Raw genomic sequence first — 14345 nt, forward strand, 5'->3', positions numbered from 1 at the left:
CTGGGCGTGATTGACGGATCGTCGGGGAGCGGGTACCACTGACGCACGTTCGACCCCCGCACGGCCCATCGCGCTCTCTTGCCCCAGGAGGCTGCTTTGCGAGGTTCCGCCCCTGACCGCACCACGGCGACACGCAGACGGTTGCCCCGGACGGCGGGCGCGGTCGCGTCGGCCGCACTGTTGCTGCCGCTGCTCGGTGCCGCACCCTCCGACTCGGCCGACACGACGTCCTCGGAATCGCTGCAGCAGGCATTCTCGGACGCCTCCGCCGCCTACCACGTGCCGCAGAGCGTGCTGCTCGGCGTCTCCTATCTCCAGTCCCGCTGGGACACCCACGGTGGCGCGCCGAGCGTGACCGGCGGCTACGGCCCGATGCATCTGACCGACGCGCGTGCGGCGCTCGCCGCGTCGCAGCACCACAGCGAGGGCGCCGAGGACGCACGCGGCGACTCCTCGCGCAAGGAACTGCTGCCCAAGGTGAAGGTACCCGCCGACTCCCGGCTCCCGGACCGTCTCACCACCTTGACCAGGGCCGCCCGGCTGACCGGGATTCCCGCCGGCGAGCTGCGTACCGACGCCGCGGCGAACGTCCGCGGCGGTGCGGCACTGCTGGCGGCGGAGCAGCAGCGGCTCGGCAAGCCGCTCAGCAACGACCCGGCCGACTGGTACGGCGCCGTGGCGGCGTTCTCCGGCGCCGACGACACGGCGACCGCGGCGACGTACGCCAATGACGTCTTCGCCGTCATCCGTGACGGGGAGCAGCGCACCACCGACGCCGGTCAGCACGTCGCGCTGCGGGCCGAGCCCGGTCTTGCGCCGGATGCGGCGCAGGTCCAGAAGATGGGACTGAGGAAGGCCGACGAGGACGGCACGGAGTGTCCGCGGACCGTGGCCTGCGAGTGGATCCCCGCGCCGTACGAGGAGTTCGGCGACGGCGACTACGGCAATCACGACCTGGCGGACCGTCCGAAGGACCAGTCGCTCGACTACATCGTCATCCACGACACCGAGGGCAGCTGGGACGTCTCGGTGAAGCTGGTGCAGGATCCCACCTATCTGGGCTGGCACTACACCATCCGCTCCACGGACGGGCACATCGCCCAGCATGTGAAGGCGAAGGACGTCGGCTGGCACGCCGGCAACTGGTACGTCAACGCGCACTCGATCGGCATCGAGCACGAAGGATTCCTGGCGGACCCGGACGCCTGGTACACCGAGGAGATGTACCGGACGTCGTCGCGGCTGGTGCAGTATCTGGCGCAGCGCTACCGCATCCCGCTGGACCGGCAGCACATCCTGGGCCACGACACGGTGCCGGGACCGACCGCATCGACGATTCCGGGGATGCACACGGACCCCGGCCCGTACTGGGACTGGGCGCACTACTTCACTCTGCTGGGCAAGCCGTTCCACTCGACGGGGGGCCCGCACGACGGAATGGTCACCGTGCTGCCGGACTACGGCGACAACCGGCCCGCGTACACGGGCTGTGTCAAGGCGGGCGAGCCCTGCGCAGCGCACGGCTCCAGCGCGGTCCGTCTGTACACGGGACCGGGCGAGGGCTATCCGCTGGTCAAGGACGTCGGCCGGTACCCGGGCGGGCAGGACTCGACCATCGATGTGAACGACATGGCGTCCCGGGTCTCCACCGGCCAGCAGTACGCGGTCGCCGGGCGTGACGGCGACTGGACGGCGATTTGGTACCTGGGTCAGAAGGCCTGGTTCAGGAACCCGGAGGACGAGCCGACCGCGGTCGACGCGATGGGCCTGGTCGTGACGCCGAAGGCGGGCCGCACGGACGTTCCGGTCTACGGCCGCGCCTACCCGGAGAAGGAGGCGTACCCGGCGGACGTGCCCGTGCAGGCGGTCTCACCGCTGCCGTACAAGATCCTCGCGGGACAGTCGTACGTCCTGGGCGGTGTGCAGAAGGGCGAGTACTTCTACTCACCGACGTTCGACACGGCACCCCACCGGGTGGTTCGCGGGAACGACGTCTACTACGAGATCCAGTTCGGGCACCGTGTGGAGTTCGTGCGGGCCGCCGACGTCGACGTGAAGCTCTCGCGCGGCTGAGCCGATCGATTGCCACCGACACCGTCGGGTCCGGACCCGCGTAGCGCGGGCCCGGACCCGACGGTCCGGCGAAGGGTGGGGTCAGCCCTGCTGGAACAGCTCCGAGGGCAGCGGCTTCAGCAGCGCGTACAGGTCCTCGGTGATCGGGCGGTCCCAGGAGGCGATGGTCACGAGGACGTTGTCGCTGCGGTCGAACTGCACGCAGGAGATACGGCTCTCGGAGAGCTTGATCCGCCGCACCACGAGCAGGTTGTCGCCCTGCATGACGGGCACGTCCTCGGTGTCGACGACGGAGACCTCTTCGTCGTTCTCCAGCGCGAGCAGCAGCTGCGCCACCTCGAAGGGGACCTGGCCCTCGGCGACCTCGCGGGCCGGGGAGCCCTCCGGAAGATTGCCGATGATCATGGCTGGTCCGCGGCCGCCGAACAGGTCGTAGCGCAGGAAGACCCCCTGGCAGCTGCCGTCCGGGGCGGGGAGCAGGCCCGCGCCGAGGTTGCCGGGCCAGTCGCCCGGGTCCATGGCCAGGACGTCGAAGTCGGGGCCGGCGGGGGTTGCGCTGCGGCGGCGGAGGAAGGACATGCGGACATGGTACGTGGCCCCCGGTGCTTTCCGGCGTGGGGCCGGGGGCCGTCCGTGGGCCCCCGGAGGGTGGTTTTCCGGAGCCGGCCGGTCCGTCTAGCCGCCGGCGAGCTCGGTCAGCAGCCGTACGGCGTCCCCGGACCGCTCGTACGGCACGAACAGGTGATCGTGGTGGAATCCCGCGACGACGTTGCAGCTGAGCCCGGCCTCCGTCAGGACCCGGGAGACCGCGGCGGTGAGGCCGACGGCGTCCAGCGCGGAGTGGATGCGCAGGGTGATCCAGCCGGCCACGTAGTCGTACGCCAGTCCCGCCGCGTCGGCCTGGTCCTGTTCCAGGATCAGGGTGAGGCCCTCGTCCTCGGCGACGGTCACCACGGGCTCCAGCCCGGGTGGGACGCGTCGGCCGGGAACGGTCGTGAAGACGTAGCGCCCCGGGTTCGGCTCCGGCCGCATCCCGGACAGCAGGCGGTCGAGATCACGTTCTGCGCTCATGGCCCGAGGGTAGGTCCTGCTCTGGCACTGCCGCCGTCCGCCCCGAGGACGGGAGGGCACGGGACGGCAGGGCATGGGATGGCAGGGACCGGGTTCTGGACGGAGGAACGCCGTCGTGGACCCGCGGCCGAGCAGGGTCGGCACCCGCACGTGACGTGCACACATCGATGAAGGGAAGGGGCACCCCATGACTCCGGCTCCGGGAACGGGCGGCGGTCCGCCGTCCGGCGGCTCCTGCGCACAGCGGCCGCCGCTGGGCACGAGCGGACCGGCGACCCGAGAGGCGGCGGGGGACGGACGGGGTCCGGACGGCGTGGTCGTGAATCACTGGCGCGCGGGGCTCGACACCGTGCCGGACGACGTCTGGGCCCACCCCGGCCCCGAGGTCCTGCTGCTGCCCGACAACCGCCTCACGCGCATTCCCGACCGCATCGGCACCCTGCGCCGCCTGCACACTCTCGACCTGGGCCACAACCACCTCACCCACGTGCCGGACACCCTCGGCGACCTGACCGGTCTCGACCGGTTCCTCTACCTCCACGACAACCGGATCACCGTGCTCCCGGACACCCTGGGGCGGCTGACCCGGCTCGCCTATCTGAACGTCGGCGAGAATCCGCTCGCCGCGCTCCCGGAGTCTCTCGGCCGTATGTCCGGTCTGGTGGAACTGCGTGCCCAGCACTGCCGGCTCACGGCGCTGCCGGACTCCGTCGGCGGGCTCGGTGCGCTGCGCGAGCTGTGGCTGCGCGGCAACCGCCTCACCGGTCTCCCGGAGTCCGTGGGCCGGTTGCGCGAGCTGCGTGAGCTGGAACTGCGCGAGAACGCCTTCGTCGAGGTGCCGCAGGCCCTGCGCCGGCTGCCGGCACTCCGACGGCTGGATCTTCGATCCAACCGGCTGCGAGAGGTGCCGGGTTGGGTCGCCGAGCTGCCCGCGCTGGAGAAGCTGGACCTGCGGTGGAACGACGTCGAGGTGCCGCGGCCCCTGCTCGCGGCCTTCGCCCGGCGCGGGTGCGTGGTGCTGCACTGACGGGCAGGTGGGCCGGGACGTCCCGGCGCGCGGCAACGGCCGGACGGCCGCGCGCCACCCGTCGTCCCGGTCCTGCGTCGGCTGTTCCTCCCCGTCCGCCGCCACCCGCAAGCCGTTCTCGGATCGGCCCGGCCTCCGGGGAGGTGTGCCCTGCCGTCACCGGTGAGGCCCGGCGCGTCCACCGGCACCGCGGAGGGGGCGCCCTGGGGCTGTCGTCATATTCCCGTCGTCGCCCGAAGGGCGGCCCCGCGGCGTGCCAGGCGTCGCGGGGCGGACGGGAATGTGACGGCAGGCCCTAGGTCAGGTCGAACTCCCCTTCACGCGCGCCGAGCACGAAGGCTCCCCATTCGTCCGGAGTGAAGATCAGGGAAGGGCCTTCGGGCCGGCCGCTGTTGCGCATCGCGATGAATCCCTCGACGAAGGCGATCTGCACGTCCCCCAGCCCTCGGCTGCTGGACTGCCACTCCGCCTTGCTGAGATCCAGACGCTCCGGCTTGTCCCAGCCGGTCGACGCGTGCTGCTGGATGGTGCTCTCGGCCACGTCCGTGCTCCTCCCGGTTCGTCGTCCGCGGCCAGCCTAGCGACCGGTCCGGGCGCCGCACAGGCCGCGAACGTCTCCGCGCCCCGCACACGGCGGCTCGCCGCCTCGAACGCGGCAACTCCGCGCTCCGGCGCGGCGGGTCGACGGCTGTCGACGCCGCAGCTCCGCCTCCCGACACGGCGGGCCGACAGCTGCGGACGCGGCAACTGCGCGGACGGGCACGGCGCTCGGCTCTCCGCACGCGACGACCCGTGACCGCTCGCGCGAACACGCGCCGGTGCCGACGCCGCGCCCCTACGAACGCGGCGGCTCCGCGCCCACGAGCCACATGGAGAAGAACTGCGATCCACCGCCGTAGGCGTGGCCGAGGACCGTGCGTGCCCCGTCGACCTGGTGCTCCCCGGCCTGTCCGCGCACCTGGAGGGCGGCCTCGGCGAAGCGGATCATGCCGGATGCGCCGATGGGATTGGTGGACAGCACCCCGCCCGACATATTGACGGGAAGGTCGCCGTCGAGTTCGGTGACGCCGGACTCGGTGAGCTTCCAGCCCTCGCCCTCCTCGGCGAAGCCCAGATTCTCCAGCCACATCGGCTCGTACCAGGAGAAGGGCACGTACATCTCGACCGCGTCGATCTCGCGCCGCGGATCGGCGATGCCCGCCTGCCGGTAGACGTCGGCGGCGCAGTCCTTCCCGGCCTGCGGGGACACGAAGTCCTTGCCCGCGAACAGGGTCGGCTCGCTGCGCATGGCGCCGCCGAGCATCCAGGCGGGCGGACGCGGTGACCGGGCCGCGCCGGCCCGGTCGGTGAGGACCATGGCGCAGGCACCGTCGGATGACGGGCAGGTCTCCGAGTAGCGGATCGGATCCCACAGCATCGGCGACGCCTGGACCTTCTCGAGCGTGATGTCGTGCTCGTGGAGATGCGCACAGGGGTTCTTGAGGGCGTTGCGGCGGTCCTTATACGCGACGAGCGAGCCGACCGAGTCCGGCGCGCCGCTGCGCCGCATGTACGCGCGCACGTGCGGCGCGAAGAAGCCGCCCGCCCCGGCGAGGAGCGGCTGCTGGAACGGGACGGGCAGGGACAGGCCCCACATCGCATTCGATTCCGACTGTTTTTCGAAGGCGAGGGTGAGGACGGTCCCGTGGACGCGGCCCGCGATCAGCTGGGCGGCGACGAGTGCGGTGGAGCCGCCGACGGAACCGGCCGTGTGGACGCGCAGCATGGGTTTGCCCACGGCGCCGAGTGCGTCCGCGAGGTACAGCTCCGGCATCATCACGCCCTCGAAGAAGTCGGGGGCCTTGCCGATGACGACGGCGTCGATGTCCGCCCAGGTCAGTTCGGCGTCGTCGAGGGCCCGCAGGGCGGCCTCGCGGACCAGTCCGGCGATCGACACGTCCCGGCGGGCGGCGACGTGCTTGGTCTGCCCGATCCCGACGACGGCCACGGGCTCCCGGCCCGCCGTGTGCGCGGCGCTCATCGGGGGTCTCCTTCCAGTACGGCGACCAGGTTCTGCTGCAGACAGGGGCCCGAGGTGGCGTGGGCGAGCGCGCGGTCGGAGGCGCCGCGGTGGATACGAGCGGCGGCCTCGCCGATGCGGATGAGGCCGGCGGCCATCACGGGGTTGGCGGCGAGCGCGCCGCCGGAGGGGTTGACGGCGACGTCGTCGTCGAGTCTCAGCGCCTTGCGCAGCACGACTTCCTGCGAGGTGAAGGGGGCGTGCAGTTCGGCGGTGTCGACGTCGGGGGCGCCGGCCGTGCCCCTGGGGCCGCGGGGGTGTGCGAAGGCGCCGGCCTTCTCGGCGGCGAGCCGGGTGGACGGCGAGTCGGTGAGGTCACGGACCCCGAGGCTGTGGGCCTCGATGCGGTGGTCGATGCCGCGTATCCAGGCGGGCCGCTCGCACAGCTCGCGCGCCCGGTCCCCGGCGGCGAGGATCACGGCCGCGGCGCCGTCGCCGACGGGCGGGCAGTCGCCGGTGCGCAGCGGGCGTACGACGTACTCGCCTTGCGGGCGCGGGCCGCGCAGCTGGGCGTGCGGATTGCCGGCCGCGGCCCCGCGGCTGCGGGCGGCGACGGCGGCGAGCTCCCGCTCGTCCGTGTCGCCCGCGTCGATCAGTGCCTGTGCCTGGAGCGCGGCCAGGGCGACGGAGTCGGGCCACAGCGGTGCCACGTAGTAGGGGTCGAGCTGCCGGGTCAGCACATCGCGCAGCGGGCCGGGGGACGACTTGCCGTAGGAGTAGACGAGCGCGGTGTCGGCCTCGCCGGTCTGCAGCTTCGTCCAGGCCTCGTACAGCGCCCAGGCGCCGTCCGTCTCCACGTGCGACTCGGAGATCGGCGGCCAGGCGCCGACGCCGTCTAGAGCCATGGTGAACGAGAAGGCGCGGCCCGCGAGGTAGTCGCTGGAGCCCGAGCAGGTGAACCCGATGTCGCTGGTCCGCAGTCCGGTCGCGCCCAGAACCTCGTGCAGGACGGGCATGAGCATCTCTACCTCGGAGAGCTCGTCGGTGGTGCGCAGATGGTCGCTCTGCGCGAAGGCGACGACGGCGACCTCGCGAAGGCCTCGCATCTACACCAGCTCCTTGTACGTCTCGTAGTCCGCGTCGGGCTCACCGGTGGGCCGGTAGTGGTCGGGGTGGCGGGCGCTCTCGGTCCACACGGGCTCCACACGCAGGCCCATGCGCACCTGGTCGTAGGGGATGCCGGCGATGCGGCCGTGCAGGGCGAGGTCGGCGCCGTCCAGCACGATGTGCGCGTAGACGTAGGGCACTTCGATGTCGAGGTTCTTCGCCTTGATGTTGACGATGCAGTACGTGGTGACGGTGCCGCGGGGTCCGACCTCGACCCGCTCGGTGGTGGCCACGCCGCAGGTGGGGCAGGCGCCGCGCGGCGGGACGTACACCTTGTGGCAGGACGGGCAGCGCTCTCCGACGGTGCGCCGGTCGGCGAGCGCGGTGATGTACTGCGACTGGGCGCGCCCGGGTGCGTAGGTGTAGTCGAGCCGGGCGGGGGCGACGATCCCGGTGACGGCGTCCTCGAAGCGTCCGTCGTGGCCACCCGTGGTGACCGCCGGACCGTCGTAGGGCTCGAAGCAGGCGATGTCGGTGATGGCGCCGGTGCGCTGCCCCGCCCAGCGGACGCGGACGCGCTGCCCGGTGCGGACGGCTTCGGGTCCGGGTGCGTCGAGGGCGTGCAGCAGTGCGGTGTCGGCGCCGTCGAGCCGGACCAGGACCCAGGCGAAGGGGGTGTCGAGGGGCTGGCCGGTGCGCGGCTCGGGGTTCCAGGCCCACGTGGTGACGGTGCCGGTGGGGGCGACTTCGACGAGGTCGCGTATCTCGTCGGCGGTGACGGGGTCGTACTCGACGGGCGGGACCAGTGTCCGGCCGTCGGAGGTCCTGACGCCCAGGACGACGCGTTCACGCAGACCGGTGAGGAAGGCGCTCTGGACGGGTCCGAGGGAGCGGGTGAAGGGGAACTCGACGACGAGGGGGGCCTTGAGGACTTCGGGCACGGAGGTCACGGGGGTCTCCTGCGGTTCGGGCACGCGGCTCGCGTGCGTCGGGCGCGGCAGGCGTCGGGCGCGGCCGGTGGAAGGGCGTCGGGCGCGTCGGGCATGGGGCGCTGTGGTGCAGTGGTGCCGGTGCAGTGGTGCCGGTGCGGTGGTGCCGGTGCGGTGGTGCCGGTGCGGTGGTGCCGGTGCGGGGGGGGCGGGCGGTGGACGGCTGTCAGGCGCGCCGGTAGACGGGCGGGCGCTTCTCGGCGAAGGCGCGCGCACCTTCCTTCGCGTCGGCCGTGTCGAAGACGGGCCAGCCGCGGGCGAGTTCGGCGGCGAGGCCGTCGGCTTCGGTCATCTCGGCGGTCTCGTACACGGACGCCTTGACCGCCTCGACGGCGAGCGGTCCGCAGGCGTTGATCTGTTCGGCGATGGACAGGGCCTTGTCGAGTGCGGTGCCGTCGGGGACGACATGGCCGACGAGTCCGATGCGTTCGGCCTCGGCCGCGGTGTAGGGGCGGCCGGTGAGGAGCATTTCGAGGGCGTGGGTGCGCGGGATCTGGCGCTGGAGCCGCACGGTCGAGCCGCCGATGGGGAACAGGCCGCGCCTGACCTCGAACAGCCCGAAGGTCGCGGACTCGGCGGCCACCCGGATGTCGGTGCCCTGGAGGATCTCCGTACCGCCGGCGACGCAGTACCCCTCGACGGCGGCGATGACGGGCTTGCGCGGCCGGTGGTGGCGCAGCATCGCCTTCCAGTGCAGGTCGGGGTCGGCCGTGAGCCGGTCCCGGTACTGCTCGCCCTCCATGCCCCTGCCCGCGAGGGCCTTGAGGTCCATGCCGGCGCAGAAGGCGCCGCCGGCGCCGGTGAGCACGACGGACCGGATCGCGTCGTCCTCGTCGGCCTCGGTCCACCCGTCGTACAGGCCGACGAGCATGGGGAGCGAGAGGGCGTTCCTCGCCTCCGGACGGTTGAGCGTGAGGACGAGCGTGGCGCCCTCGCGCTGGACGGTGAGGTGTTCGGTCCCACCCATGACATGCCTCCCGGTGTCGGACTGGAACAGGTTGCAGGAGCCCGTGGTCCAGTTCAATAGTTTTCTGACAGTCAGTCAGATTTCTTGTGCGGCGGCCCTTCCCTGTTGGATCGGGCTCTGCTCTGATGACGGCCACACGGCAGACGTACGGGGTCAGGAGGAGCGGTGGAGTTCAACCTTGCCGACCTGTTCGAGTCGGTCGTCGACGTGGTGCCCGACCGCGAGGCGCTCGTCCATCTCGATCACCCCGGCACGGGAGCGGAACGCCGGCTGACGTACGCGCAGCTCGACGCGGCGGCGAACCGGATCGCGCACCACCTGACCGACAGCGGCCTGAAGCCGGGTGAACACCTCGGTCTGCACCTCTACAACGGCGTCGAATACCTTCAGACGGCCCTCGGCTGCCTCAAGGCGCGCATCGTCCCGGTGAACGTCAACTACCGCTACGTCGAAGAGGAGTTGGTCTACCTCTACCGGGACGCCGATCTGGCGGCGCTGGTGTTCGACGCGGAGTTCACCGGGCGTGTTGCGGCCGCGCTGCCGCGGACGGAGAAGCTGCGGCATCTGGTGCGGGTGGGGACCCCGCCGGAGGATGCGCCGCCGCTGGACGCGGTGCCCTTCGAAGAGGCCGAAGCGGGTGCTTCGCCCGAGCGGGGCTTCCCACCGAGGTCGACCGACGACCAGTTCATCATCTACACGGGCGGCACCACCGGCATGCCCAAGGGCGTGATGTGGCGCCAGGAGGACCTCTTCTTCTCGGGTCTGGGCGGCGGGGCCCCGACGGGGGAGCCGGTGAAGACGCCGCAGGAGCTGGCGGAGCGGGTCGCGGCGGGCGGTGAGGGCATCACCTTCTTCCCCACCCCCCCGCTGATGCACGGCACGTCGACCCTGACGGCGTTCATCGGCTTCAACTTCGGCCAACGGGTCGTTCTGCACCGCAAGTTCGTCCCGGAGGAAGTCCTGCGCACGATCGAGAAGGAGCGGGTCACCAGCGTGTCACTGGTGGGCGACGCCATGCTGCGCCCGCTGGTCGACGCGCTCGCAGGGCCCCTCAAGGGGACGGACTGCTCGGCCCTGTTCAGCGTCTCGTCCTCGGGCGCGATCCTGTCCGAGACGGTACGGGAGCAGTTCCTGGCGCTGTGCCCGCACGTGCTGCTGCTGAACAACTTCGGGTCGTCGGAGTCGGGTTTCAACGGCACGGCGACGGACGACTCGGGGGCCGGGAACGGCTTCCGGCTCCGGGTCAACGCCCGTACCCGGGTGGTCGACCCGGTGACGCACGAGCCCGTGGCGGCCGGTGAGGCGGGGCGCATCGCCCAGTGCGGCCACGTCCCGCTGGGGTACTACAACGACCCGGGGAAGACCGCCGAGACGTTCTTCCGCAAGGACGGCGAGCGCTGGGTGCTCCTCGGCGACATGGCGACCGTCGACGGGGACGGGGTCGTCACCGTGCTCGGGCGCGGCTCGCAGTGCATCAACACGGGCGGCGAGAAGGTGTATCCGGAGGAGGTCGAGCAGGCACTCAAGTCCCATCCGGACGTCTACGACGCGCTGGTGGCCGGAGTGCCGGACGCCACCTGGGGCAACCGTGTGGCGGCGGTGGTGCAGCTGCGCCGGGGCGCACCGCGCCCGTCCCTGGAGGCCGTCCAGGCCCACTGCCGCACCCGCCTCGCCGGCTACAAGGTCCCCCGCCGGCTGGTGATCACCGACCGCATCCAGCGCTCCCCGAGCGGCAAGGCGGACTACCGGTGGGCCCGGGCGATGGCGGCCGGGGCGGCGGGCGCCTGAGTCAGCCGGCCTCGAGGAACGGCCGCACCGTCGCGGTGAACTCCGCCGGCAGCGTCGCGTGCACCAGATGGCCCGCGTCGAGGGTGACCAGCCGGGCGTCGGGGAGGCGCCCGGCGAGCGCGACGAGGTGTTCCTGCGGGATCGGGCTGGCCGGGCCGCCGCCGATGAGGAGAGTCGGCACGGTGACCCTGTCCATGCGCTGCCACCAGGCGGGGTCGGGCGCGTTCCGCTGCCGGTCGGTGGCGAGGATCATGTTCCAGTCGAACGGAAGGTCGCCCTCCGGGCGCGGCGCGGGCGGTCTCCGCGGGTCCAGCGGGAAGGGGGCCGGAGCGTCTTCGAGGACGAGCCTGCGGATGCGCTCCGGCTCCTCCTGCGCGAGCAGCAGCGCGACGATTCCGCCCAGGGAGTGGCCGATCACATCGGTCCGCTCGATCGCGAGCGCCGTGAGGAAGGCGCGGACGTCGTCGCGCATCAGCTCGTACGAGTAGTCGCCCGGCCAGTCGCTGCGCCCGTGCCCCCGCAGGTCCACGGCGTAGACCCGTCGTGCGGTCGCCAGTTCCCCGGCGACCGCCGCCCAGTCGGCGCCGTCGGCGCCCCGGCAGTGCAGGAGCAGCAGGGGCGGCGCGCCGTGGGGGCCCCAGGCCCGGTACGCGAGCGTGACGGAGCCCGCCCGCACGGTGAGGGGTTCGGTGATCACGGCGATGACCGTACCGGCCTGCCGCGACGGGTACGAGGGGTGTCCGCCGTGGGCGGAGCCGTTCAGCCGGCGGCGAAGAACGCGCCGACCCTGTCCAGGAACCACGCCGGGTCGTCGAGCCAGGGATGGTGACCTGCACCCGGCTGGACGGCGACGTCGGCGTGGGGGAAGACGTCCGCGATCCGGCGTGCGCGTGCGGGACGCGGGTTGCCGTCGAGTTCGCCCGCGAGCACCAGCACCGGGGCGTCCAGCCGTGCGAGCGCGGCGCGGACGGCGGACGGGTCGCGCATGCCCTCGGCGTGATAGAGGTCGGCCGCCTCGTCGTTAGTCTCCTCCTCGCCGGCCGCGAAGTGCGCCCTGGCCCGGTCGTCCCACCGCCCGTAGAAGAAGGGCGCGTAGAGCATGTCGTCCACCTCCTGCTCCCCCGCCGCCTCAGCCTGGACGGCCGCGTACGCGGCGTCGAACCAGGGCTCGTCCCGGCGCAGCCGCATGGCCTCCTCCCAGTCGTCCCGGGTCCGCGCCATGCCGATCGCCCGGCCGTTGGGGGTGATGAGCCCGAGCCGCGCCACCCGCTCGGGGCGGCCTGCCGCGTACAGCAGGGCGACGCTCGCACCCGCCGAGTGCGCGAGCAGGTCCACGCGCTCCAGGCCCAGGTGGACGCGCAGCGCCTCGACGTCGTCGGCGAGCCGGTCGCAGCGGTACGTCGTGGGGTCGGCGGGCACTGCCGAGCCGCCCGTCCCGCGCAGATCGAGGAAGATCAGGCGGCGTTGCCCGGTCAGCCCGCCCAGGTCCTCCAGATAGGCGGAGGCGCGCATGGCGCCCCCCGGCACGACGAGGACCGGGTCGCCCTCGCCCTTGACGTGGTAGGCGAGTCGGGTTCCGTCGGGCGCGGTGAAGGCGGGCATGCACCTGATCATCTCCAATGCCTCCGGGACGGCGCAACGGGCTTCCGCGCCGCGCCCGCGGGCGGCGACCGCGCGGCCGGCCGGGCGCCGGCAGCCGGGGCGCCTCCCACCGGCCGCCGGTCCCCCGAGGGGCGGTGCGGCGCACTCTCCCGGCGCGTGGCGCCACCCGGGCTTCCCGGAACGGGGCCGCCGGTTCGCACCCACCCCCTTGACGCCCGCCCGGCCTGCTGGATTACTGATCCCGAACACATCGACCGAATGATCGGTCGCCCGTATTGATGTGGTTTGGCGAGGGAGACATCCCTATGACGGATACGACGGACCTGCTGGACGCGGGAGAGCGGCTCGACCCGGACGGGCTCCGGGCCCTGCAGCTGGAGCGGCTGCGCGAGTCGCTGCGGCACGCATACACGCACGTGCCCTTCTACCGGCAGGCCTTCGACGCGGCCGGTATGTGTCCGGAGGACTGCCGGTCGCTCGCCGATCTCGCGCGGTTCCCGTTCACCACGAAGGCCGATCTGCGCGACAACTATCCGTTCGGGATGTTCGCCGTGCCCGAGGAAAGGGTGCGGCGCCTCCACGCGTCGAGCGGCACCACCGGACGTCCGACCGTCGTCGGGTACACCGACCGGGATCTGTCGACCTGGGCGGACGTCGTGGCCCGCTCGATCCGCGCCGCGGGCGGCCGGCCCGGCATGAAGGTCCATGTGGCGTACGGGTACGGGCTCTTCACCGGCGGGCTCGGCGCCCACTACGGCGCCGAGCGGCTCGGCTGCACCGTCATCCCGGCCTCCGGGGGCATGACCTCGCGCCAGGTCCAGCTGATCCAGGACTTCCGTCCCGAGATCATCATGGTGACGCCCTCGTACATGCTCACCCTGCTCGACGAGTTCGAGCGCCAGGGCGTCGATCCGCGGTCCACCTCGCTCAGGACCGGGATTTTCGGCGCCGAGCCGTGGACCGAGGCGATGCGCCGGGAGATCGAGGAGCGCTTCGCGATCGACGCGGTGGACATATACGGCCTCTCGGAGGTGATCGGTCCCGGGGTCGCGCAGGAGTGCGTCGAGACCAAGGACGGTCTGCACGTCTGGGAGGACCACTTCTACCCGGAGGTGGTGGACCCGATCACGGGTGAGGTGCTGCCGGACGGCGAGCAGGGCGAGCTGGTCTTCACCTCCCTCACCAAGGAGGCCATGCCGATCGTCCGCTACCGCACCCGCGACCTGACCCGGCTGCTGCCGGGTACGGCCCGTGTCTTCCGGCGCATGGAGAAGGTCACCGGGCGCAGCGACGACATGGTGATCCTGCGCGGGGTGAACCTCTTCCCCACCCAGGTGGAGGAGATCGTGCTCCGGACGGCCGGTGTCGCGCCGCACTTCCAGCTGCGGCTGACCCGGGAGGGGCGGATGGACGCGCTGACCGTGCGGGCGGAGGCCCGGGCCGGGGCGACTCCCGACGATCGGGAGGCGGCGGCCCGTGCCATCGCCTCCGGTGTGAAGGACGGGATCGGTGTCTCCGTCGGTGTCGAAATCGTCGATCCGGAGTCGCTGGAGCGGTCGGTGGGCAAGATCAAGCGAATCGTGGACCTGCGACCGCGGTAGGGCCCGGCGGGATTACTCGCCCGAACCGGTCCCTTCCCGCATCCGGAGCTCCGGATGCGGGAAGGGACCGGTTCGGGCCGATGCGAAGTCCCGGTGGGACGGCCCGCGGCGAGGGTGGGTG

The 14345-nt window shown here is 72.3% G+C and carries 13 protein-coding genes; 4 read left to right on the top strand and 9 right to left on the bottom strand.

What is annotated here, in order from left to right; translation table 11 throughout:
* Positions 1-96 precede the first annotated feature (96 nt).
* Positions 97-2073 carry an N-acetylmuramoyl-L-alanine amidase gene (locus tag ACWCP6_RS26940; RefSeq protein WP_450935145.1) on the top strand — a complete coding sequence of 659 codons (1977 nt, stop codon included), beginning with the start codon at positions 97-99 and terminating at the stop codon, positions 2071-2073.
* Between the two features lie 81 nt (positions 2074-2154).
* Here ACWCP6_RS26940 and ACWCP6_RS26945 read toward each other — a convergent pair whose 3' ends face one another.
* Entirely contained in the window at positions 2155-2652 is a 498-nt protein-coding gene (locus ACWCP6_RS26945) for a hypothetical protein (RefSeq protein ID WP_450935146.1), read from the bottom strand.
* 96 nt (positions 2653-2748) lie between these two features.
* Complete coding sequence (locus ACWCP6_RS26950; RefSeq protein WP_450935147.1) at positions 2749-3144, bottom strand: ACT domain-containing protein; 396 nt, start codon at positions 3142-3144, stop codon at positions 2749-2751.
* A gap of 319 nt (positions 3145-3463) precedes the next feature.
* Between ACWCP6_RS26950 and ACWCP6_RS26955 the strand changes: the two genes are divergently transcribed.
* Entirely contained in the window at positions 3464-4171 is a 708-nt protein-coding gene (locus ACWCP6_RS26955; RefSeq protein WP_450935161.1) for a leucine-rich repeat domain-containing protein, read from the top strand.
* Between the two features lie 295 nt (positions 4172-4466).
* On the opposite strand, the gene ACWCP6_RS26960 is transcribed toward ACWCP6_RS26955, so the two are convergent.
* From ACWCP6_RS26960 to ACWCP6_RS26980, 5 genes are all read right to left on the bottom strand, one after another.
* The gene (locus tag ACWCP6_RS26960; RefSeq protein ID WP_450935148.1) at positions 4467-4712 is read right to left on the bottom strand and encodes a DUF397 domain-containing protein; all 246 of its coding nucleotides are present in this window, start codon (positions 4710-4712) and stop codon (positions 4467-4469) included.
* Positions 4713-5006: 294 nt separating this feature from the next.
* Entirely contained in the window at positions 5007-6191 is a 1185-nt protein-coding gene (locus ACWCP6_RS26965) for a thiolase domain-containing protein (RefSeq protein ID WP_450935149.1), read from the bottom strand.
* Positions 6188-7276: a thiolase domain-containing protein gene (locus tag ACWCP6_RS26970; RefSeq protein ID WP_450935150.1), complete on the bottom strand. Its 1089-nt coding sequence runs from the start codon at positions 7274-7276 to the stop codon at positions 6188-6190. Before ACWCP6_RS26970 ends, ACWCP6_RS26965 begins: the two co-directional genes overlap by 4 nt.
* Complete coding sequence (locus ACWCP6_RS26975; protein ID WP_450935162.1) at positions 7277-8218, bottom strand: Zn-ribbon domain-containing OB-fold protein; 942 nt, start codon at positions 8216-8218, stop codon at positions 7277-7279.
* 214 nt (positions 8219-8432) lie between these two features.
* Positions 8433-9233 carry a crotonase/enoyl-CoA hydratase family protein gene (locus tag ACWCP6_RS26980; RefSeq protein ID WP_450935151.1) on the bottom strand — a complete coding sequence of 267 codons (801 nt, stop codon included), beginning with the start codon at positions 9231-9233 and terminating at the stop codon, positions 8433-8435.
* A gap of 165 nt (positions 9234-9398) precedes the next feature.
* Between ACWCP6_RS26980 and ACWCP6_RS26985 the strand changes: the two genes are divergently transcribed.
* On the top strand, positions 9399-11021 hold the full coding sequence (locus ACWCP6_RS26985) for an acyl-CoA synthetase (protein ID WP_450935152.1): 1623 nt from the start codon (positions 9399-9401) through the stop codon (positions 11019-11021).
* Between the two features lies 1 nt (position 11022).
* On the opposite strand, the gene ACWCP6_RS26990 is transcribed toward ACWCP6_RS26985, so the two are convergent.
* Both ACWCP6_RS26990 and ACWCP6_RS26995 read right to left on the bottom strand, forming a co-directional pair.
* Positions 11023-11718 carry an alpha/beta fold hydrolase gene (locus tag ACWCP6_RS26990; RefSeq protein WP_450935153.1) on the bottom strand — a complete coding sequence of 232 codons (696 nt, stop codon included), beginning with the start codon at positions 11716-11718 and terminating at the stop codon, positions 11023-11025.
* Between the two features lie 62 nt (positions 11719-11780).
* Complete coding sequence (locus ACWCP6_RS26995) at positions 11781-12623, bottom strand: alpha/beta fold hydrolase (protein ID WP_450935154.1); 843 nt, start codon at positions 12621-12623, stop codon at positions 11781-11783.
* 305 nt (positions 12624-12928) lie between these two features.
* On the opposite strand from ACWCP6_RS26995, the gene paaK reads away from it, so the two are divergent.
* On the top strand, positions 12929-14224 hold the full coding sequence (paaK, locus tag ACWCP6_RS27000; protein WP_450935155.1) for a phenylacetate--CoA ligase PaaK: 1296 nt from the start codon (positions 12929-12931) through the stop codon (positions 14222-14224).
* Positions 14225-14345 lie beyond the last annotated feature (121 nt).

It is taken from the genome of Streptomyces sp. NPDC002004 (assembly GCF_053593975.1).

Coding starts and splice junctions, on each gene's coding strand:
- ACWCP6_RS26945 (WP_450935146.1), bottom strand. CDS start 2,652: ATGTCCTTCCTCCGCCGCCGCAGCGCAACCCCCGCCGGCCCCGACTTC.
- ACWCP6_RS26950 (WP_450935147.1), bottom strand. CDS start 3,144: ATGAGCGCAGAACGTGATCTCGACCGCCTGCTGTCCGGGATGCGGCCG.
- ACWCP6_RS26970 (WP_450935150.1), bottom strand. CDS start 7,276: ATGCGAGGCCTTCGCGAGGTCGCCGTCGTCGCCTTCGCGCAGAGCGAC.
- paaK (WP_450935155.1), top strand. CDS start 12,929: ATGACGGATACGACGGACCTGCTGGACGCGGGAGAGCGGCTCGACCCG.
- ACWCP6_RS26965 (WP_450935149.1), bottom strand. CDS start 6,191: ATGAGCGCCGCGCACACGGCGGGCCGGGAGCCCGTGGCCGTCGTCGGG.
- ACWCP6_RS26995 (WP_450935154.1), bottom strand. CDS start 12,623: ATGCCCGCCTTCACCGCGCCCGACGGAACCCGACTCGCCTACCACGTC.
- ACWCP6_RS26980 (WP_450935151.1), bottom strand. CDS start 9,233: ATGGGTGGGACCGAACACCTCACCGTCCAGCGCGAGGGCGCCACGCTC.